The sequence below is a fragment of the Pseudomonas alkylphenolica genome, from assembly GCF_000746525.1.
Lineage (GTDB): Bacteria > Pseudomonadota > Gammaproteobacteria > Pseudomonadales > Pseudomonadaceae > Aquipseudomonas > Aquipseudomonas alkylphenolica.
In genome coordinates this window covers 3,884,655-3,904,930 of sequence record NZ_CP009048.1, presented here as the reverse complement: position 1 = coordinate 3,904,930, position 20,276 = coordinate 3,884,655, and the positions used below count along the sequence as shown (strand labels likewise).

Here is a 20,276-nt window from a genome sequence, read left to right as displayed (position 1 = left end):
GCCGCTGTAGAGGCGAAATCATGAAGACCACCCTCGACTTGCCTCTTTTGCCATTGCGCGATGTCGTCGTCTATCCGCACATGGTTATCCCACTGTTCGTGGGGCGCGAGAAGTCCATCGAAGCCCTCGAGGCCGCAATGACGGGCGAAAAGCAGATTCTCCTGCTGGCCCAGAAGAACCCCGCTGATGACGATCCAGGCGAAGACGCCCTGTACCGCGTCGGTACCATTGCCACTGTTCTGCAACTGCTGAAACTGCCCGATGGCACCGTCAAGGTCCTGGTCGAGGGCGAGCAGCGCGGTGCAGTCGAGCGTTTCAACGAAGTCGATGGCCATATCCGCGCCGAAGTTTCGTTGATCGACGAGTCGCAGACCGCCGAGCGCGAGTCTGAAGTCTTCGTTCGTAGCTTGTTGTCACAATTTGAACAATACGTTCAGCTGGGCAAAAAAGTCCCGGCTGAAGTCCTCTCGTCGCTCAACAGCATCGACGAGCCAGGACGCCTGGTCGATACCATGGCTGCGCACATGGCGCTGAAGATCGAGCAAAAGCAGGAAATCCTCGAGATTCTCGACCTGACTACCCGTGTTGAGCATGTCATGGCGCTGCTGGACGCTGAAATCGACCTGCTGCAGGTGGAAAAACGCATCCGCGGCCGGGTCAAGAAACAAATGGAGCGCAGCCAGCGCGAGTACTACCTGAATGAGCAGATGAAGGCCATTCAGAAGGAGCTGGGCGACAGTGAAGAAGGTCATAACGAAGTCGAAGAGCTGAAAAAGCGCCTCGACGCCGCTGGCCTGCCAAAAGATGCCTACGCCAAGGCTCAGGCCGAGCTGAACAAGCTCAAACAGATGTCGCCGATGTCTGCCGAGGCCACCGTGGTGCGTTCCTACCTCGACTGGCTGGTGCAGGTGCCGTGGAAGGCCCAGAGCAAGGTGCGTCTGGACCTGGCCAAGGCAGAAGAGATCCTCGATGCCGACCATTACGGTCTGGAGGAGGTCAAGGAGCGCATCCTTGAGTACCTCGCCGTGCAGAAACGGGTGAAGAAGATCCGTGGCCCGGTGCTGTGCCTGGTCGGTCCTCCCGGGGTGGGCAAGACCTCCCTGGCCGAGTCGATCGCTAGTGCCACCAACCGCAAGTTCGTGCGCATGGCCCTGGGTGGCGTGCGTGACGAAGCCGAGATTCGTGGTCACCGGCGGACCTACATCGGTTCGATGCCGGGCCGTCTGATTCAGAAAATGACCAAGGTCGGTGTGCGCAACCCGCTGTTCCTGCTCGACGAAATCGACAAAATGGGCAGCGACATGCGTGGCGATCCGGCCTCGGCGCTGCTTGAGGTGCTCGACCCGGAGCAGAACCACAACTTCAACGATCACTATCTGGAAGTCGATTACGATCTTTCCGATGTGATGTTCCTCTGCACCTCCAACTCGATGAACATCCCGCCAGCGCTGCTGGACCGGATGGAAGTCATCCGTCTGCCGGGTTACACCGAAGACGAGAAGATCAACATCGCGGTGAAGTACCTGACGCCCAAGCAGATCAAGGCTAACGGCCTGAAAAAGGGCGAGCTGGAAGTCGACGTCACGGCGATTCGCGACATCATCCGCTACTACACCCGCGAAGCCGGCGTACGGGGCCTGGAGCGCCAGATCGCCAAGGTCTGTCGCAAGGTTGTCAAAGAACACTCAGGCCTCAAGCAAGTAGCTGTGAAGGTCACTGGCGAGCAGCTGGAGCACTTCCTCGGGGTGCGCAAGTTCCGTTACGGTCTGGCCGAGCAGCAGGATCAGGTGGGGCAGGTCACTGGCCTGGCCTGGACCCAGGTCGGCGGTGAGCTGCTGACCATTGAAGCGGCGGTGATTCCCGGTAAAGGCCAGTTGATCAAGACCGGCTCCCTGGGCGATGTCATGGTCGAGTCGATCACTGCGGCGCAGACGGTTGTCCGTAGCCGGGCGAAAAGCCTGGGCATTCCGACCGACTTCCACGAGAAGCGTGATACCCACATCCACATGCCCGAAGGTGCGACGCCCAAGGATGGTCCAAGTGCCGGTATCGGCATGTGCACCGCCCTGGTCTCGGCCCTGACGCAGATCCCGGTACGCGCAGATGTTGCCATGACCGGTGAAATCACCCTGCGTGGGCAGGTGTTGGCCATCGGTGGTTTGAAAGAGAAACTGTTGGCCGCGCACCGTGGTGGGATCAAGACCGTGATCATTCCTGAAGAGAATGTGCGGGATTTGAAAGAAATTCCTGAGAATATTAAGCAGGATCTTCAGATTAAACCGGTCAAATGGATTGACGAAGTCCTTCAAATTGCGCTGCAATACGCCCCGGAGCCCTTACCAGATGTGGCTCCCGAGATTGTCGCCAAGGATGAAAAGCGCGACAGCGATTCCAAGGAAAGAATTAGCACGCATTAGTACGTATTTGGCTGGGGGGCTTTCTTGACAGTATTTTCAGGCCCTTGTTATAAAACGGCGCCTAAGCGTCAATAGGCCACCCAGCGCTCGTTTAGCTTTTCATTACATACTTAGAAACAAACTCAATAGAGATATAAGGGGACTTAGAGTGAACAAGTCGGAACTGATTGACGCTATCGCCGCATCTGCTGACATCCCGAAAGCTGTAGCTGGCCGTGCGCTGGACGCAGTAATCGAATCCGTCACCGGCGCCCTGAAGGCAGGTGACTCCGTAGTACTGGTAGGTTTCGGTACCTTCTCCGTCACCGATCGCCCAGCTCGCACCGGCCGCAACCCGCAAACCGGCAAGACTCTGGAAATCCCTGCTGCCAAGAAGCCAGGCTTCAAGGCTGGCAAGGCACTGAAAGAAGCCGTCAACTAAGACCTTCCTTCAGGCTTACGCCTAACCGAGCTTGGCTCATGCCCGGCTTGGCTGCTGAGCATCGGGACACGCTGAAAAGCGCCTGATGCCCGGCCGGTTACGAGAAGGCGCATCTTCGGATGCGCCTTTCTTCTATCAGGAATCTACCCACGCTCCACGGTTGTTTCATTCAGTACAGCCGTTTCTGGGGGACGCATGCTGCAGAATATCAGGGACAATTCACAAGGTTGGATTGCCAAGACCATCATCGGTGTCATCGTAGCCTTGATGGCACTGACCGGCTTCGATGCCATCTTCCAGGCCACAACCAACAGCCAGGACGCTGCCAAGGTCAATGGTCAAACCATTAGCCAGAACGAGCTGAGCCAGGCCGTTGACATGCAACGCCGACAGCTGATGCAACAGCTGGGCAAGGATTTCGATCCGTCGCTGCTCAACGAGAACATGCTGCGTGAAGCGGCGCTCAAAGGGCTGATCGACCGCAAGTTGCTGCTGCAAGGCGCCGAAGACGCCAAGTTCGCCTTTTCCGAAGCTGCACTTGACCAGTTGATCCTGCAAACGCCTGAGTTCCAGGTTGATGGCAAGTTCAGCGCCGAGCGTTTTGATCAGGTGATTCGTCAGATGGGCTACGGCCGTCTGCAATTCCGCGAAATGCTGGCTCAGGAAATGCTCATTGGGCAACTGCGCGCAGGCCTGGCCGGCAGCGGTTTTGTCACCGATGATCAGGTCAACGCTTTCGCCCGTCTGGAAAAGCAGACCCGCGATTTTGCCTCGCTGACCTTCAAGGCCGATCCGGCTGCGGTCCAGGTGACCGACGAGCAGGTCAAGGCGCACTACGATGAGCACGCCAAAGAGTTCATGAGCCCGGATCAGGTGGTCATTGACTACATCGAGCTGAAGAAGTCGGCGTTCTTCGATCAGGTCAATGTCGACGAAGACGAGCTCAAGGCACTGTACGAGAAAGAAATCGCCAACCTGGCCGAGCAGCGCCATGCCGCGCACATCCTCATCGAAGTCAACGACAAGGTGAACGAAGCGCAGGCCAAGGCGAAGGTCGAAGAGATCCAGCAGCGCCTGGCCAAAGGTGAAGACTTTGCCGCACTGGCCAAGGAATTCTCCCAGGACCCGGGTTCGTCCAACAACGGCGGTGACCTCGGTTATGCCGGGCAGGGCGTTTACGACCCGGCCTTTGAAGAGGCGCTGTATGCGCTGAACAAAGACCAGGTTTCGGCGCCGGTGCGCACCGAATACGGTTTCCATCTGATCAAGCTGCTGGACGTGCAGGCACCTGAAGTGCCGAGCTTCGCCAGCCTGAAAGACAAGCTGACCCGCGAACTCAAGACCCAGCAGGTCGAGCAGCGCTTTGTCGAAGTGACCAAGCAACTGGAAGACTCTGCATTCGAAGCGTCCGACCTGGCTCAGCCAGCTCAGGATCTGGGTCTGAAGGTTCACACCTCGGCGGCCTTCGGTCGTGAAGGTGGCGAAGGCATCACTGCCAACCGTGCCGTGATCCAGGCCGCTTACAGCACTGAAGTGCTGGAAGAGGGTGCCAACAGCACTGCCATCGAACTGGATCCGGAAACCATCGTGGTCCTGCGCGTCAAGGAACACCGCAAGCCTGAGCAACTGGGGCTGGACGTGGTGTCTGACAGCATCCGTAAGCACCTGGCCAAAGAGCAGGCGACTGCCGCCCTGAAAGCCAAGGCTGACAAGCTGATCGCCGGTCTGCGTGACGGTAGCATCGCACTGGGTGCTACCCAGGAAGGTCAGAGCTGGAAGGTCCAGGAAGCGGTCTCGCGCAGCCAGGAGGGCATTGATCCGGTCGAGCTGCAGGCAGTGTTCCGTATGGCCAAGCCAGAGGCCAAGGACAAGCCGGTCTACAGCAGCGTGACGCTCAACGACGGCAGCCTGGTGGTATTGCGCCTCAATGGCGTCAACGAAGGCGCTGCGGCCACCGACGAAGAGAAATCGGCATACCGTCGCTTCCTCGCTTCGCGTGCTGGTCAGCAGGACTTCGCTGCTTACCGCAAGCAGCTGGAAGCCAAGGCCGACATCACTCGCTATTGAGTGATCCGCGCCAGAAACAGAAAAGGCCGCTTATGCGGCCTTTTCTGTTTTCGCTGTTTGGCCCCTGTGGGAGCGGGCTTGCCCCGCGATTGCGGTTTGTCAGTTACATGGCATCGCGGGGCAAGCCCGCTCCCACAGCCCCCGCAGGCGCCAGGAAGGCTGCCTCCAGCAGCTGTCGGGTATAGGCATGCTGCGGTGCGGCGAAGATATCCGCCGCTGCACCTTGTTCCACCACCTTGCCCTGCTTGACCACCATCAACTGATGGCTCAGCGCCTTGACCACCGCCAGGTCATGGCTGATGAACAGGTAGGTGAGGTTGTATTTGCTCTGCAGTGAACGCAACAGCTCGACCACTTGGCGTTGCACTGTCCGGTCCAGTGCCGAGGTCGGCTCGTCCAGCAGGATCAACGCCGGCTTCAACACCAGTGCGCGGGCGATAGCGATGCGCTGGCGCTGGCCACCAGAGAACTCATGCGGGTAGCGGTGGCGGGCCTGGGGATCCAGGCCAACTTCGTGCAGTGCGGCGATGATTGCCTGCTCCTGTTCGGCCGCAGTACCGATGCGATGAATACGCAGGCCTTCGCCGACGATGTCGCTGACGCACATGCGCGGGCTGAGGCTGCCGAACGGGTCCTGAAACACCACCTGCATCTGCCGGCGTAGCGGACGCACCTGTTGTTGATTCAGGCTTTCAAGCGCGGTGCCCTGGAAGCGAATGGCACCCTGGCTGCCGAGCAAGCGCAGGATCGCCAGACCGAGGGTGGATTTGCCCGAACCACTTTCGCCCACAATTCCCAGGGTTTGCCCTTGCGGCAAGCTGAAGTTGATACCGTCCACCGCCTTGACGTGATCGACGGTGCGCCGCAGCAGGCCTTTTTTGATCGGGAACCAGACGCGTAAGTCTTCGACTTCCAGCATCGGCTTGCCTGCCGGGTTGCCGGCCGGACCGCCGCTGGGCTCGGCACCGAGCAGCATCTGTGTGTACGGGTGCTGCGGGCTGTGGAACAAGGTCTCGCAGTCGGCCTGTTCGACGATGCAGCCGCGTTGCATTACGCACACCCGGTGAGCAATGCGCTTGACCAGGTTGAGGTCATGACTGATGAGCAGCAGGGCCATCCCCAGGCGCGCCTGCAGCGATTTGAGCAATTCGAGAATCTTCAGCTGCACGGTGACGTCCAGCGCCGTGGTCGGCTCGTCGGCAATCAGCAGCTCCGGCTCGTTGGCCAGGGCCATGGCAATCATTACCCGCTGGCGCTGGCCGCCTGAGAGCTCGTGTGGCAGGGCTTTGAGGCGTTTGTGTGGCTCAGGGATGCCTACCAGGTCAAGCAGCTCCAGCGTGCGCGCAGTGGCCTCCTTGCCACGCAGGCCCTTGTGCAGCAGGAGGATCTCGTTGATCTGCTTTTCGATGTTGTGCAGCGGGTTGAGCGAGGTCATCGGCTCCTGGAAGATCATTGCGATGCGGTTGCCACGAATACGGCGCATCTGCTTTTCATCCAGGGTCAGCAGGTCGCGCCCTTCGTAGTGAATCGTGCCGGACGGATGGCGCGCCAGCGGGTAGGGCAACAGGCGCAGGATCGAATGGGCGGTCACCGACTTGCCCGAGCCGCTCTCACCGACCAGGGCCAGGGTTTCGCCGCGGCGGATGTCGAAGCTGATGCCTTCGACCACCCGTTGGCTCTGCTCGCCGGTGATGAACTCGACCGCCAGGTTGCGCACTTCGATCAAGGTTTCATTGCTCATGTCATTTCCTCGGGTCGAAGGCGTCGCGGGCGGATTCGCCAATGAATACCAGCAGGCTGAGCATCAGCGCCAGCACAGCAAAGGCGCTGATGCCCAGCCAGGGCGCTTGCAGGTTGGACTTGCCCTGGGCCACCAGTTCGCCCAGCGATGGCGCTCCGGGTGGCAGGCCGAAGCCGAGGAAGTCCAGGGCGGTCAGGGTGCCGATGGCGCCGGTGAGAATGAAGGGCATGAAGGTCATGGTCGAGATCATGGCGTTGGGCAGGATGTGGCGGAACATGATCGGGCCGTCCTGCATGCCCAGGGCGCGCGCCGCACGAACGTACTCCAGATTGCGGCCCCTCAGGAACTCGGCGCGCACCACATCGACCAGGCTCATCCAGGAAAACAGCAGCATGATCCCCAGCAGCCACCAGAAGTTGGGTTGCACAAAGCTGGCAAGGATGATCAGCAGGTACAGCACCGGCAGGCCCGACCAGATTTCCAGGAAGCGTTGCCCGGCCAGGTCCACCCAGCCGCCGTAGAAGCCCTGCAGGGCGCCGGCTATCACGCCAATGATCGAGCTGAGAATGGTCAGGGTCAGGGCGAACAGTACCGAGATGCGGAAGCCGTAGATCACCCGCGCCAGCACGTCACGGCCCTGATCGTCGGTGCCCAGCCAGTTCTGGGTCGAAGGCGGCGCCGGAGCGGGCACCTTGAGGTCGTAGTTGATGCTCTGGTAGCTGAACGGGATCGGCGCCCAGAGTACCCAGCTGTCCTTGGCGGCCAGCAATTCGCGGATGTAGGGGCTCTTGTAATTGGCCTCCAGCGGGAATTCGCCGCCAAAGGTGGTTTCCGGGTAGCGCTTGAGTGCCGGGAAATACCATTCGCCGTCGTAACGCACAGCCAGGGGCTTGTCGTTGGCGATCAGTTCGGCGCCCAGGCTCAGGCCGAACAGGATCAGGAACAGCCACAGCGACCACCAGCCGCGGCGGTTGGCCTTGAAACGCTCGAAGCGTCGACGGTTGAGGGGGGACAAGGTCATCTCAGTGCTCCCGGCTGTCGAAGTCGATACGGGGGTCGACCAGGGTATAGGTCAGGTCGCCGATCAGTTTCACCACCAGGCCGAGCAGGGTGAAGATGAACAGGGTGCCGAAGACTACCGGGTAGTCACGGTTGATGGCCGCTTCGAAACTCATCAGGCCCAGGCCGTCGAGGGAGAAGATCACCTCGATCAACAGCGAGCCAGTGAAGAAGATGCCGATGAAGGCCGAGGGGAAGCCGGCGATCACCAGCAGCATGGCGTTGCGGAACACGTGGCCATAGAGCACCCGGTTCGGGCTCAGACCTTTGGCTTTGGCAGTGACTACATACTGCTTGTTGATCTCGTCGAGGAAGCTGTTCTTGGTCAGCAGGGTCATGGTGGCGAAGTTGCCGATCACCAGTGCGGTTACCGGCAGGACCAGATGCCAGAAGTAGTCGAGGATCTTGCCGGTGGTGCTGAGTTCGTCGAAGTTGTTCGAGGTCAGGCCGCGCAGGGGGAACCAGTCAAGGTAGCTGCCACCGGCAAACACCACGATCAGCAAGATCGCGAAGAGGAACGCCGGAATCGCGTAGCCGACGATGATCGCCGAGCTGGTCCAGACGTCGAAGTGGCTGCCGTGACGGGTGGCTTTGGCGATTCCCAGAGGAATCGACACCAGGTACATGATCAAGGTGCTCCACAGGCCCAGGGAGATCGACACCGGCATCTTTTCGATGATCAGGTCGATGACCTTGGCATCGCGGAAGAAACTGTCACCGAAATCCAGGCGGGCGTAGTTGTTGATCATGATCCACAGACGTTCCGGCGCCGACTTGTCGAAACCGTACATCTTTTCGATTTCCTTGATCAGAGCAGGGTCCAGGCCTTGCGCGCCGCGGTAGTTGGAGCCTGCCACCGAGACTTCGGCACCGCCACCGGCGATGCGGCTGGTGGCACCCTCGAAGCCTTCGAGCTTGGCGATCATCTGCTCGACCGGGCCGCCGGGTGCGGCCTGGATGATCACGAAGTTGATGATCAGGATGCCCAGCAAGGTCGGAATGATCAGTAGTAGACGCCGGAAAATGTACGCCAGCATGTTATTGCGCCCCTGCGGTCGGTGGCGCATCTGGCGCTGGATTCAGCGGCACGGCCGGTTCTACGTCCGGCTTGATCCACCAGGTGTTGATGCCGATGTCGTACTTGGGCGATACCTTCGGGTGGCCAATGTGGTTCCAGTAGGCAACTCGCCAGGTCTTGATGTGCCAGTTGGGGATCACGTAGTAGCCCCACTGCAGGACCCGGTCGAGGGCGCGGCAATGCTCGATCAGGCTTTGCCGGGAGTCGGCATTGATCAGGCCTTCGACCAGGACGTCGATGGCCGGGTCCTTGAGGCCAATGAAGTTGCGGCTTCCCGGGTTGTCGGCTGCGGCGCTCTGCCAGAACTCGCGTTGTTCGTTACCCGGCGAGTTGGACTGCGGGTAGCCACCGACAATCATGTCGAAATCACGCGAACGCAAGCGGTTGATGTACTGGGAGACGTCGACCCGGCGAATCACCAGGTCGATACCGAGGTCAGCCAGATTGCGTTTGAACGGCAGCAGAATCCGTTCAAATTCAGTCTGGGCCAGGAGAAATTCGATGGACACCGGTTTGCCCTGAGCGTCGACCATCTTGTCGTCGACGATGCGCCAGCCGGCTTCCTGCAGTAGCTTGTAGGCCTTGCGTTGCTGTTCGCGGATCATGCCGCTGCCATCGGTGACCGGATTGGCGAAGGCCTGGCTGAAGACCTGTTCGGGGACCTTACCGCGCAAGGGTTCGAGAATTTTCAGCTCGGCTGCATCAGGCAAGCCCTTGGCGGCCATTTCGGAGTTTTCGAAGTAGCTGTCGGTGCGGGTGTAGGCACCGTTGAACAGTTGTTTGTTGGTCCACTCGAAGTCCAGCAGCAAGCTCAGGGCCTCGCGCACCCGCACATCCTGGAACACCGGGCGGCGAAGGTTGAAGACGAAGCCTTGCATGCCGGTCGGGTTGCCATTGGGCAACTCCTCCATGATCAGGCGCTTTTCACGGACGGCGGGCACGTCATAGGCGGTGGCCCAGCTTTTCGCCGCCGTTTCCAGGCGGTAGTCGAACTGACCGGCCTTCAACGCTTCGAGGGACACGGTACTGTCACGGTAATAATCGGTGGTCATCACATCAAAGTTGTAAAAGCCGCGATTGACCGCCAGGTCCTTGCCCCAGTAATCCTTGACCCGCTCGTAGCGGACCGAGCGTCCGGCCTTGACCTCGGCGACCTTGTACGGGCCGCTGCCCAGCGGAATCTCCAGGTTGCCTTTGGTGAAGTCGCGCCCCTCCCACCAGTGCTTGGGCAGTACCGGCAACTGCCCGAGGATCAACGGCAGTTCGCGGTTGTTGCTGTGCTTGAACTTGAACAGCACCCGCTGCGGGTCTTCGGCGATCACTTCGGCGACATCGGCGTAGTAACCACGAAACAGCGGCGCACCACTCTTGATCAGGGTGTTGAAGGTGAATACCACGTCTTCGGCGTGAACCGGGTGGCCATCATGAAAGCGTGCTTGCGGGCGCAGGTAGAAGCGCACCCAGCTGTTGTCCGGCGCCTTTTCAATCTTGCCGGCCACCAGGCCGTACTCGGTGAAGGGCTCGTCCAGGCTCTGGGTCATCAGGGTGTCGTAGATCAGGCCGATGTCATCGGCCGGGACGCCCTTGTTGATGAACGGGTTGAGGCTGTCGAAGCCACCAAAACCGGCCTGGCGGAAAGTGCCGCCTTTTGGGGCGTCCGGGTTGACGTAGTCGAAGTGTTTGAAGTCGGCCGGGTACTTCGGTGCTTCGTCGTACAGGGTCAGGGCATGTTGCGGGGCAGCCAGTGCCTGGAAACTGAAGCAGGCCAGCAGCAGGGCGAAGGCCTTCAGGCGCAGGCCGGGCAGTGACATCATTGGGCGTTCTCCGAAGGCTTTATCCACCAGCTGTTGAGCCCCAGGGTGTAGGGCGGCGTGGTGACGAAGGCGAACCGGTTACGGTAGGCCAGACGGTGATTGTCCAGGTACCAGTTGGGAATCATGTAGTAGTGCCACAGCAACACCCGGTCCAGAGCCCGTGCTGCTGCCACTTGTTCGTCGCGGCTTTGGGCGGCAAGCAGGGTATCGAGCAGGTGATCGACCACCGGGTCTTTGACCCCAGCGTAGTTCTTGCTGCCTTTGGTCGAGGCCTGGCTGGAGTGAAAGTACAACCATTGCTCAAGGCCGGGGCTGAGGGTCTGGTTCAGGGTCATCAGAATCATGTCGAAGTCAAACTGGTCCAGACGTTGTTTGTACTGGGCCCGGTCCACGGTACGCAAGCGCGCATCGATGCCGATGCTGGCAAGATTTTCGACATAAGGTTGCAGGATCCGCTCCAGGTTCGGATTGACCAGCAACAGCTCGAGCTTCAGCGGGTTGCCTTTGTTGTCGAGCAGGCGCTGACCATTGAGTTTCCAGCCAGCCTGACCGAGCAGCTTAAGGGCTTGGCGTAGCGTCTGGCGGTTGATGCCGCGCCCGTCGGTGTGGCTGACTTTGTAGGGCTCGGTGAACAAGGCGGCAGGCAACTGCTCGCGATAGGGCGCAAGTAGCAGCCACTCTTTGCCTACCGGCAGGCCACTGGCCGCGAATTCGCTGTTGGGGTAGTAGCTGCTGGCGCGGCGATAGGCACTGCTGAACAGGGCGCGGTTGGTCCACTCGAAATCCAGCATCAGTCCCAGGGCCTGGCGCACCCTTGCGTCGCTGAAGGCTGCGCGGCGGCTGTTCATGAACAGGCCTTGGGTCTGGGTCGGGATCTTGTGTGGAATCTGCGCCTTGATCACCTGGCCACGGCGCACCGCCGGGAAGTTATAACCGTTGGCCCAGTTCTTGGCCTGGTGCTCGATGTAAATATCGAACTCGCCGGCTTTGAACGCTTCGAAGGCCACGGCGCTGTCGCGGTAGAACTCGTACTCGACCCGGGCGAAGTTGTATTTGCCGCGGTTGACCGCGAGGTCCTTGCCCCAGTAATCCTTGACCCGCTCAAACACCAGGCGCCGCCCCGGCTGGACCTGGGTGATGCGGTAGGGGCCACTGCCCAGCGGCGGCTCGAAGGTGGTGGCCTTGAAGTCTCGGCCTTTCCAGTAATGCGCCGGCAGCACCGGCATCTCGCCCAGGCGCAGGATCAGCAACGGATTGCCGGCGCGCTTGAACACGAAGCGGATACGCCTTGGGTTGAGGATGTCGACCCGCTGCACTTCCTGCAGGTTGGTACGGTAGATCGGGTGACCTTCCTTGAGCAGGGTGCGATAGGAAAAAGCCACGTCGCTGGCCGTGATGGGATGGCCGTCATGAAAGCGCGCTTCCGGGCGCAGGTTGAACACCACCCAGCTACGATCCTCGCTGTACTCCACGGAGCCTGCAATAAGGCCGTAGCTTGAGGTCGGCTCGTCGCCCGAGGGGTCGTACTGTCCGGTGCCGACCATCAGGGGTTCATTCAGCTCGGTTACCCCGTACTGCAAGAAGTTGGGGGTGGTGACCGGGCTTGAACCCTTGAAAGTGTAGGGGTTGAGCGTATCGAACGTGCCGAATGCCATGGCGCGCAAGGTGCCGCCCTTGGGCGCTTGCGGATTGACCCAGTCGAAGTGGGTGAATTTGGCTGGATACTTGAGCGTGCCGAACTGGGCGTAACCATGGCTTTCGCTGATTGTTGCGCCCGCGGGAAAGCTCAAGACCAGGCTGATTGACAGCAACAGGAGGGGACGTATCAAGTCGGCGATCCGATCCAGGCGGCTTGGGCTTTGTTCCAGCTACAGTAACAGCTTGTATCGGCTGGAAAAAGAGGTCCGCCAGGACGGTTGGTGTGGCTCCGGTCTAGGGGGCGGAGCCTGGTGCTCAGTGTGGCAGGTAAACAGTCAGGGTCTGGCCTGGCTTGAGGGCATGGCCGCTGCGCGGATTCCAGCGCTTGAGGTGCTGCATTTCGACGTTGAAACGCTTGGCCACCAGGTACAGCGAGTCGCCTTTGCGGACCTTGTACTGGGTGGATTTTTTCTGGTTCTTGTCCTGCACCGGCTGGGTGCTTTGCATGACCAGCGTCTGTCCGGCCTTGAGGCCATGACCAGACAGTTTGTTCCAGCGCTGCAGGTCTTTGACGCTGACCTTGTTGGCCTTGGCGATGCTGCCCAGGCTGTCGCCACGTTTGACCCGGTAACGGCTGTTGCGGGTTGTGGTTGTGCGCGGTGCGGCTTCGGCCAGTGCGGCCTCGAATACGGCCTTTTTCGGCTGCAGCGAGAGCAGCTCTTCGGGTTTCATGTTCGACAGGCTGGCGGTCAGCAACTGCGCCTTGGCGGTCGGTACCAGCAGTTGCTTGGGACCATCGACGGTCATGCGTTTCTTGAACGCCGGGTTGAGCTGGAACATCTCGTCTTCGTCGATATCGGCCAGCTCGGCGACCCGCGACAGGTCCAGGCGGTCATTGATGGCGACGGCTTCGAAGTAGGGTTCGTTGGCGATCGGGTTGAGATTCACGCCATAGGCCTGCGGCGTCATCACTACTTGCGACAGGGCCAGCAACTTGGGCACATAGTTGCGGGTTTCCTGAGGCAGTGGCAGGTTCCAGTAGTCGGTCGGCAGGCCGAGCCTCTCGTTGCGCTCGATGGCCCGGCTGACGGTACCTTCACCGGCGTTGTAGGCGGCCAGGGCGAGCAACCAGTCGCCATTGAACATGTCATGCAGGCGGCTCAGGTAGTTCAGTGCGGCGTTGGTCGAAGCGGTGATGTCGCGACGGCCGTCGTAGAAACGGGTCTGGCGCAGGTTGAAGTGGCGACCGGTGGACGGAATGAATTGCCACAAACCTACCGCATGGGCCCGGGAGTAGGCCATGGGGTTGTAGGCGCTTTCGATGGCCGGCAACAAAGCCAGCTCAAGCGGCATGTTGCGTTCTTCGAGGCGCTCGACGATGTAGTGGATGTACAGGCTGCTTCGGTCGCCGGCGGTTTCCAGGAACGAGGGATTGCTGGCGAACCACAGGCGTTGCTGCTCGATACGCGGGTTGGCCGCCATGTCGTCCTGCAGGGCGAAGCCCTGGCGCATGCGCTCCCAAACATCCTGGGGTGCCTGCTCGGCCTGCTTGACCGGCACAAACACCGGTTTCTGCTTCATCCTCGCCTGGTAGTTGTGCGCGCGAACGCTCTCGGATTCGTCGAGCTGACGGGTGCTCTGGCAGCCCACCAAGGTGGCGGCCAGGGCCAGCGCACTGGCTTGGGCCAGGCGCGTCAGGGCGACGGAATTGAAGGTTATGCGGCTATTGGACGACATTGGCTGGGACAAAGTTCCGGGCAAAAATGTCGGGCGATTCTAGAAAGCAGGCCCTCTGTGGTCAACCTTTGAGAACTTTCAGGACCTAGCAGCGGCTGTTTAGAAGCTGTCCTTCCAAGCACGCAACCCAGCAAAAACAGCACTTGGCGTAGGGTTTATCAGGGCGTTCCGTTCGTCTAGTTTTTCTTTAACGGATGTTTCGGTGGTACGTAAAAAGGGGTTGGTCAGCTTTTCCAGGGCCAGGGTTGATGGCAACGTGATGCGATCGTGCGCCCTCAGTTGGGTAACGTCGTCGAAGCGTTGGGCAATGTGCTGGTTATCGGGCTCAACTGCCCTGGCAAAACGCAGATTGCTCAGGGTGTATTCGTGAGTGCAGTACACCAGGGTCTGGGCAGGCAGGGCCGCCAGGCGCTCGAGGGAGTGGTGCATTTGCTCGGGGGTGCCTTCGAACAGACGGCCGCAGCCCGCAGCGAACAGTGTGTCGCCACAAAACAGCAGCGGTGTGGCGGTTTGCCCGCAATAATAAGCAATGTGTCCCAAGGTGTGTCCGGGAACCGCAATGATCTGGAAATCCACTCCGAGGACGCGCACGCTTGCGTTGTCGTCCAGGGCCAGGTCACGGCCTGGGATGCGTTCCTGCGCTGGCCCGCACACCCGAGCGCCGGTGGCTGCTTTGAGCTGCTCGACCCCGCCGACATGGTCGTGGTGGTGGTGAGTGACCAGAATGTCGCTCAACTGCCAGCCCGGATGACGCTCGAGCCAGGCCAGCACCGGTGCCGCATCGCCCGGGTCGACCACCGCACAGCGCTGGTTGGCAGAATCCTGTAACAACCAGATGTAGTTATCGCTGAAAGCGGGCAGGGCATCGATCTGTATCATGGTGCGATTCGCCAAACGTTGGACATGGGTGCATCTTAGTAGTTATGCACGCTGTCGAGAACCTTCAAGGGAGACTGCAATGACCGATCAAGCCTTCGCCCAGGCCGATCCGCAGTGGCTGGAGCTGATCAGCCTGGCCCGCGACTGGTTCGCCGGCCCCCTGGGGCAGTTGATGCTGCATGAAGAACAACGCCTGCTCGAAGAAGAGCTGGGGCGCTACTTCGGCGGCTATCTGGTGCACTACGGTCCCTGTGCCGAAGCGCCGCCCAAGGCTCCGCAAGTGCAACGCAACGTGCGTCTGGGCGCACCGTTGCCCGGGGTCGAGATCGTCTGCGAAGAACAGGCCTGGCCGCTGAGCGAGCACGCCGCCGATGTGGTGGTGCTGCAGCATGGCCTGGACTTCAGCCTGTCGCCCCACGGCCTGCTGCGTGAAGCCGCCAGTAGCGTGCGTCCGGGTGGGCACCTGGTGATCATCGGTATCAACCCCTGGAGCAGCTGGGGTGTGCGTCGGGTGTTTGCCCATGATGCCCTGCGCAAGGCACGCTGCATTTCCCCGTCACGGGTCGGAGACTGGCTTAACCTGCTGGGCTTCGCGCTGGAGAAACGCCGCTTCGGGTGCTATCGTCCGCCGCTCGCATCGCCGGCCTGGCAACAGCGCCTGGCGGGCTGGGAGCGGGTCGCCGGTGGCTGGCAAGGCGCGGGTGGCGGCGTCTACCTGCTGGTGGCGCGCAAAATGGTGGTCGGCCTGCGGCCACTGCGTCTGGAACGTCGTGAACCGATGGGCAAACTGCTGCCATTGCCGATGGCCAAGGTCAACCGGCGCCATTCCGAACCCTGAGTTCCGGGCCCGCAAGGCGCGGGCTCCAATCATTGATGAATAGGCTGTAAATGAGCGATAGCGTCGAGATCTTTACCGATGGTGCCTGCAAGGGCAATCCTGGCCCGGGCGGCTGGGGAGTCCTGATGGTCTGCAAGGGCGTCGAAAAAGAGCTATGGGGCGGCGAGCCGGAGACCACCAACAACCGCATGGAGCTGATGGCAGCGATCAAGGGCCTGGAAGCGCTCAAGCGCGAGTGTGAAGTGCTGCTGGTCACCGACTCCCAGTATGTGATGAAAGGCATCAACGAGTGGATGGTCAACTGGAAAAAGCGCGGCTGGAAAACCGCTGCCAAGGAGCCGGTGAAGAACGCCGACCTCTGGCAGTTGCTCGATGAGCAGGTCGGGCGCCACAAGGTGACCTGGAAGTGGGTGCGCGGGCACATCGGCCATCACGGCAACGAGCGTGCCGACCAGCTGGCCAACCGTGGCGTTGACGAAGTACGCGGGCTGCGCTGAGCACACCAGCCGCCACTTGCCCACCAGCTGAGGTAGAATGCCCGGCTTTCACCAGACAAGCTGTACGCGACAGGAGACCACCGGCGTGGAGATTCAGAGCAACAGGTCGGTCGTCCTCGACACCGAAACCACGGGTATGCCGGTTACCGACGGTCACCGGGTCATCGAGATCGGTTGTGTCGAACTGATGGGCCGGCGCCTGACCGGGCGGCACTTCCACGTCTATCTGCAACCGGATCGCGAAAGTGACGAAGGCGCCATCGGCGTACACGGTATCACCGACGCCTTTCTGGTCGACAAACCGCGTTTTGCCGAAGTGGCCGATGAATTCTTCGACTTCATCCAGGGCGCTCAGTTGATCATCCACAACGCGGCGTTCGACGTTGGCTTCATCAACAACGAGTTCGCGTTGATCGGCCAGCAAGACCGCGCCGATATCTCCCAGCATTGCACCATCCTCGATACCCTGATGATGGCCCGCTCGCGGCATCCGGGGCAGCGCAACAGCCTCGATGCATTGTGCAAGCGTTACGGCATCGACAACTCCGGCCGTGAGTTGCACGGCGCGTTGCTCGACTCGGAGTTGCTGGCCGACGTCTACCTGAGCATGACCGGCGGCCAGACCAGCCTGTCACTGGCCGGGCAGGGCGCCGATGGCGAGGAAAACGGCGAAGAAAGCCGTGGCAGTGAAATCCGTCGCCTCATCGGTCGTCAGCCGGGGCGCATCATTCCGGCTACCGAGCAGGAACTGGAAGCTCATCTGGCGCGCCTGGAAGCCATTGCCAAATCGGCGGGTGGTCCGGCGTTGTGGCAGCAATTGTCCGAAGCCAACTGAGGCAGAATCCGCGCAAGGGGGCTGGCGAGCTTCTACCCTGAAATGACCGACCCGTCATTCGGAGCAGGCGCCCCCTCATGTACAAGGACCTCAAGTTCCCTGTTCTGATCGTTCACCGCGACATCAAGGCCGATACCTTAGCCGGTGAGCGCGTGCGCGGCATTGCCGAGGAACTGGCCCAGGATGGCTTCAGCATTCTTCCGGCGATCGATTATGCCGAAGGCCGCTTGCTGGCCTCGACCCATCATGGCCTGGCCTGCATGTTGATCGCTGCCGAAGGCGCTGGCGAAAATACTCATTTGCTGCAGAACATGGTCGAACTGATCCGTCTGGCCCGGCTGCGTGCGCCGCATCTGCCGATCTTTGCCCTGGGCGAGCAGGTGACCCTGGAAAATGCCCCTGCCGATGTCATGAGCGAGCTGAACCAGTTGCGTGGCATTCTCTATCTGTTCGAAGACACTGTGCCGTTTCTGGCCCGGCAAGTGGCGCGCGCGGCACACAACTACCTGGACGGCTTGCTGCCCCCGTTTTTCAAAGCACTGGTGCAGCACACCGCACAATCCAACTACTCGTGGCACACGCCGGGGCACGGCGGCGGGGTGGCCTATCGCAAGAGTCCGGTGGGGCTGGCGTTTCATCAGTTTTTCGGTGAGAACACCTTGCGCTCGGATCTCTCGGTTTCAGTCCCCGAGCTCGGCTCGTTGCTGGATCACACCGGTCCTTTGGCAGCGGCTGAAGTCAGGGCGGCAAAGAACTTTGGTGCCGACCACACGTTCTTCGTCATCAACGGCACTTCCACCGCCAACAAGATCGTCTGGCATTCGATGGTCGGTCGCGATGACCTCGTGCTGGTGGATCGCAACTGCCACAAGTCGGTGGTGCACGCGATCATCATGACGGGTGCCATTCCCTTGTATATGTGCCCGGAGCGCAATGAGCTGGGCATCATCGGGCCGATTCCGCTGAGCGAGTTCAGCCCCGAGTCGATTCGCGCCAAGGTTCAGGCCAACCCCCTGACTCAGGGGCGGGCGCCCAAGGTGAAACTGGCGGTGGTAACCAACTCCACCTATGACGGGCTTTGCTACAACGCCGAACTGATCAAGCAAATGCTGGGCAGCAGTGTCGAGGTGCTGCATTTCGACGAGGCCTGGTATGCCTACGCGGCGTTTCATCCGTTTTTTGCCGGCCGCTATGCCATGGGCACCTCGTGCACTGCTGACAGCCCGCTGGTGTTCAGCACCCACTCGACCCACAAGTTGTTGGCGGCCTTCAGCCAGGCTTCGATGATCCATGTGCAGGATGGTGGCGCACGACAGCTGGACCGTGACCGTTTCAATGAAGCGTTCATGATGCATATCTCCACGTCGCCGCAGTACAGCATCCTGGCCTCGCTGGATGTGGCTTCAGCGATGATGGAAGGGCCGGCCGGGCGTTCGCTGCTGCAGGAAATGTTCGACGAAGTGCTGAGTTTTCGTCGCGCCATGGCCAACTTGCGCAAGCATATCGCCGCCGACGACTGGTGGTTCAGTATCTGGCAACCGCCGCAGGTCGAGGGTGTGCAGCAGGTGAGTACCAGTGACTGGTTGTTGGCGCCGCAAGCGGACTGGCACGGGTTTGGTGAGGTCAGCGATGACTATGTGCTGCTTGATCCGATCAAGGTCACCCTGGTCATGCCAGGGCTTAACGCAGGCGGTGCCTTGAGCGAGCACGGGATCCCGGCGGCGGTGGTCAGCAAGTTTCTCTGGGAGCGTGGCCTAGTGGTGGAAAAGACCGGGCTCTATACCTTCCTGGTACTGTTCTCCATGGGGATCACCAAGGGCAAATGGAGCACTTTGCTGACCGAGCTGCTGGAGTTCAAACGCAACTATGACGCCAACACCGACCTGCTCGAAAGCCTGCCCTGCGTCGCCCGCCTTGACCCTGAGCGCTATCAGGGGCTGGGCCTGCGCGACCTGTGCGACCAGTTGCATGCCTGCTACCGCAGCAATGCCACCGCCAAGCAGCTCAAACGGCTGTTCACGCGTCTACCTGACGTGGTGATGAAGCCCGCGGATGCCTATGACCGGATGGTGCGTGGGGAGGTGGAAGCGGTGCCGATTGACCAATTGCTCGGGCGTGTTGCCGCCGTGATGCTGGTGCCGTACCCACCGGGGATTCCGCTGGTCATGCCAGGCGAGCGCTTTACCGAGGCGACCCGTTCAATCATTGACTATCTGGCCTTTGCCGCCGCGTTCGACAGCGGCTTTCCAGGCTTTGTTGCCGACGTTCATGGCCTGCAACATGAAGCCAGCGGGCAAGGGCGGATCTACACTGTCGATTGCATCACGGGATGCGGATGATCTCGACACCGCTGCGCGCCAGTTCGAAGCGGTTGTCGCCCAGGTGGTTGACCTTGTCACCGATGGCCAGTTTGTAAGTGGTGACAGGCAGGGATGCGGCACTACCGTCGGCCTCAAGGGTGGCTTCCTGAAACTCATGAACGGGGTAGATGCGGCCTTCTGCGTCCCGTGCATGAAACTGTCCGACCAGTACTGCTGTCATTTACCGTGCAACCTCTAAAAGTTTTCTGTCAGGCATAGACCACTGATTTGCCGGGTAAGTTTTGCTTGTGTGGAAAAAAACTTCAGGCGCTGGGTAGATCATCTATACCTACAAGTTCCTTTGTCCTACATGTCAGGAAATCGCCATGAGCCAGGTGTATTCGGTAGCCGTTGTCGTCGGCAGCTTGCGCAAGGAGTCCTTCAATCGCAAAGTCGCCCTGGCGCTGGCGGAGCTCGCGCCCTCGAACCTCAAATTGACGATAGTCGAAATCGGCAATCTGCCTCTCTATAACGAAGATATTGATGTCGACCCGCCAGCGGCTTACCAGGCTTTCCGCGAGCAGATCCGCCACAGTGATGCGGTGCTGTTCGTCACCCCGGAGTACAACCGCTCGGTGCCGGGGGTGTTGAAAAACGCGATTGATGTGGGCTCAAGGCCTTATGGAAAGAGTGCCTGGAGCGGCAAGCCAGGTGCGGTGATCAGTGTTTCGCCAGGGGCGGTGGGCGGTTTTGGGGCCAACCATCATCTGCGCCAGTCATTGGTGTTTCTCGATGTGCCGTGCATGCAGCAGCCTGAGGCGTATATCGGTGGGGCAGCCAGCCTGTTCGACGAAAATGGCAAGCTTTCGGAGAAAGTCCAGCCGTTTTTGCAGACTTTCATTGATAAGTATGCCAGTTGGGTGGAGCGGCATAAGGGCTGAAATGGTACGAGCGG

16 protein-coding genes are annotated in these 20,276 nt (G+C 60.4%); 8 read left to right on the top strand and 8 right to left on the bottom strand.

Features of this window, described 5'->3' with window-relative positions; all coding sequences use genetic code 11:
• The first annotated feature begins 20 nt into the window (after positions 1-20).
• From lon to PSAKL28_RS17885, 3 genes are all read left to right on the top strand, one after another.
• Complete coding sequence (gene lon / locus PSAKL28_RS17895) at positions 21-2,417, top strand: endopeptidase La (RefSeq protein WP_038613040.1); 2,397 nt, start codon at positions 21-23, stop codon at positions 2,415-2,417.
• 148 nt (positions 2,418-2,565) lie between these two features.
• Positions 2,566-2,838: an HU family DNA-binding protein gene (locus tag PSAKL28_RS17890; RefSeq protein ID WP_038613039.1), complete on the top strand. Its 273-nt coding sequence runs from the start codon at positions 2,566-2,568 to the stop codon at positions 2,836-2,838.
• A 195-nt stretch (positions 2,839-3,033) separates the two neighbouring features.
• A complete protein-coding gene (locus PSAKL28_RS17885) occupies positions 3,034-4,905 on the top strand; it encodes a SurA N-terminal domain-containing protein (protein WP_038613037.1) in 1,872 nt (623 codons plus the stop codon).
• A gap of 103 nt (positions 4,906-5,008) precedes the next feature.
• Here the strand turns inward: PSAKL28_RS17885 and PSAKL28_RS17880 are convergent, their stop codons facing one another.
• The 7 genes from PSAKL28_RS17880 to gloB form a co-directional block, all read right to left on the bottom strand.
• Entirely contained in the window at positions 5,009-6,646 is a 1,638-nt protein-coding gene (locus PSAKL28_RS17880) for an ABC transporter ATP-binding protein (RefSeq protein ID WP_038613035.1), read from the bottom strand.
• A gap of 1 nt (position 6,647) precedes the next feature.
• Positions 6,648-7,667: an ABC transporter permease gene (locus PSAKL28_RS17875; protein WP_038613033.1), complete on the bottom strand. Its 1,020-nt coding sequence runs from the start codon at positions 7,665-7,667 to the stop codon at positions 6,648-6,650.
• Between the two features lies 1 nt (position 7,668).
• A complete protein-coding gene (locus tag PSAKL28_RS17870) occupies positions 7,669-8,742 on the bottom strand; it encodes a microcin C ABC transporter permease YejB (protein ID WP_038613031.1) in 1,074 nt (357 codons plus the stop codon).
• A gap of 1 nt (position 8,743) precedes the next feature.
• Positions 8,744-10,597, bottom strand: a complete 1,854-nt coding sequence (locus PSAKL28_RS17865) for an extracellular solute-binding protein (protein WP_038613029.1) — start codon at positions 10,595-10,597, stop codon at positions 8,744-8,746.
• Complete coding sequence (locus PSAKL28_RS17860) at positions 10,594-12,423, bottom strand: extracellular solute-binding protein (RefSeq protein WP_075226640.1); 1,830 nt, start codon at positions 12,421-12,423, stop codon at positions 10,594-10,596. The genes PSAKL28_RS17865 and PSAKL28_RS17860 overlap by 4 nt, the downstream gene beginning before the upstream one ends.
• A gap of 127 nt (positions 12,424-12,550) precedes the next feature.
• Positions 12,551-13,972 (bottom strand): transglycosylase SLT domain-containing protein, encoded by a 1,422-nt coding sequence (locus PSAKL28_RS17855; RefSeq protein ID WP_038613025.1) that lies wholly within the window; start codon positions 13,970-13,972, stop codon positions 12,551-12,553.
• Between the two features lie 99 nt (positions 13,973-14,071).
• Entirely contained in the window at positions 14,072-14,851 is a 780-nt protein-coding gene (gloB, locus tag PSAKL28_RS17850; protein WP_038613023.1) for a hydroxyacylglutathione hydrolase, read from the bottom strand.
• Positions 14,852-14,930: 79 nt separating this feature from the next.
• On the opposite strand from gloB, the gene PSAKL28_RS17845 reads away from it, so the two are divergent.
• From PSAKL28_RS17845 to PSAKL28_RS17830, 4 genes are all read left to right on the top strand, one after another.
• Complete coding sequence (locus tag PSAKL28_RS17845; RefSeq protein WP_038613021.1) at positions 14,931-15,689, top strand: class I SAM-dependent methyltransferase; 759 nt, start codon at positions 14,931-14,933, stop codon at positions 15,687-15,689.
• A gap of 50 nt (positions 15,690-15,739) precedes the next feature.
• On the top strand, positions 15,740-16,186 hold the full coding sequence (rnhA, locus tag PSAKL28_RS17840) for a ribonuclease HI (protein WP_038613019.1): 447 nt from the start codon (positions 15,740-15,742) through the stop codon (positions 16,184-16,186).
• Positions 16,187-16,277: 91 nt separating this feature from the next.
• On the top strand, positions 16,278-17,021 hold the full coding sequence (gene dnaQ / locus PSAKL28_RS17835) for a DNA polymerase III subunit epsilon (RefSeq protein ID WP_371262005.1): 744 nt from the start codon (positions 16,278-16,280) through the stop codon (positions 17,019-17,021).
• A 77-nt stretch (positions 17,022-17,098) separates the two neighbouring features.
• Complete coding sequence (locus PSAKL28_RS17830; RefSeq protein ID WP_038613015.1) at positions 17,099-19,360, top strand: Orn/Lys/Arg family decarboxylase; 2,262 nt, start codon at positions 17,099-17,101, stop codon at positions 19,358-19,360.
• On the opposite strand, the gene PSAKL28_RS17825 is transcribed toward PSAKL28_RS17830, so the two are convergent.
• A complete protein-coding gene (locus tag PSAKL28_RS17825) occupies positions 19,344-19,562 on the bottom strand; it encodes a hypothetical protein (protein WP_038613013.1) in 219 nt (72 codons plus the stop codon). The genes PSAKL28_RS17830 and PSAKL28_RS17825 overlap by 17 nt on opposite strands.
• Positions 19,563-19,707: 145 nt before the next feature.
• Between PSAKL28_RS17825 and PSAKL28_RS17820 the strand changes: the two genes are divergently transcribed.
• Positions 19,708-20,262 carry an NADPH-dependent FMN reductase gene (locus PSAKL28_RS17820; protein WP_038613011.1) on the top strand — a complete coding sequence of 185 codons (555 nt, stop codon included), beginning with the start codon at positions 19,708-19,710 and terminating at the stop codon, positions 20,260-20,262.
• Positions 20,263-20,276 lie beyond the last annotated feature (14 nt).

Bases quoted from the DNA above. Each gene is read 5' to 3' on its own strand.
- PSAKL28_RS17885 (WP_038613037.1), top strand. From the start codon at position 3,034: ATGCTGCAGAATATCAGGGACAATTCACAAGGTTGGATTGCCAAGACC.
- PSAKL28_RS17880 (WP_038613035.1), bottom strand. From the start codon at position 6,646: ATGAGCAATGAAACCTTGATCGAAGTGCGCAACCTGGCGGTCGAGTTC.
- PSAKL28_RS17825 (WP_038613013.1), bottom strand. From the start codon at position 19,562: ATGACAGCAGTACTGGTCGGACAGTTTCATGCACGGGACGCAGAAGGC.
- PSAKL28_RS17865 (WP_038613029.1), bottom strand. From the start codon at position 10,597: ATGATGTCACTGCCCGGCCTGCGCCTGAAGGCCTTCGCCCTGCTGCTG.
- PSAKL28_RS17820 (WP_038613011.1), top strand. From the start codon at position 19,708: ATGAGCCAGGTGTATTCGGTAGCCGTTGTCGTCGGCAGCTTGCGCAAG.
- PSAKL28_RS17870 (WP_038613031.1), bottom strand. From the start codon at position 8,742: ATGCTGGCGTACATTTTCCGGCGTCTACTACTGATCATTCCGACCTTG.
- PSAKL28_RS17855 (WP_038613025.1), bottom strand. From the start codon at position 13,972: ATGTCGTCCAATAGCCGCATAACCTTCAATTCCGTCGCCCTGACGCGC.
- PSAKL28_RS17830 (WP_038613015.1), top strand. From the start codon at position 17,099: ATGTACAAGGACCTCAAGTTCCCTGTTCTGATCGTTCACCGCGACATC.
- lon (WP_038613040.1), top strand. From the start codon at position 21: ATGAAGACCACCCTCGACTTGCCTCTTTTGCCATTGCGCGATGTCGTC.
- PSAKL28_RS17845 (WP_038613021.1), top strand. From the start codon at position 14,931: ATGACCGATCAAGCCTTCGCCCAGGCCGATCCGCAGTGGCTGGAGCTG.
- rnhA (WP_038613019.1), top strand. From the start codon at position 15,740: ATGAGCGATAGCGTCGAGATCTTTACCGATGGTGCCTGCAAGGGCAAT.
- gloB (WP_038613023.1), bottom strand. From the start codon at position 14,851: ATGATACAGATCGATGCCCTGCCCGCTTTCAGCGATAACTACATCTGG.
- PSAKL28_RS17875 (WP_038613033.1), bottom strand. From the start codon at position 7,667: ATGACCTTGTCCCCCCTCAACCGTCGACGCTTCGAGCGTTTCAAGGCC.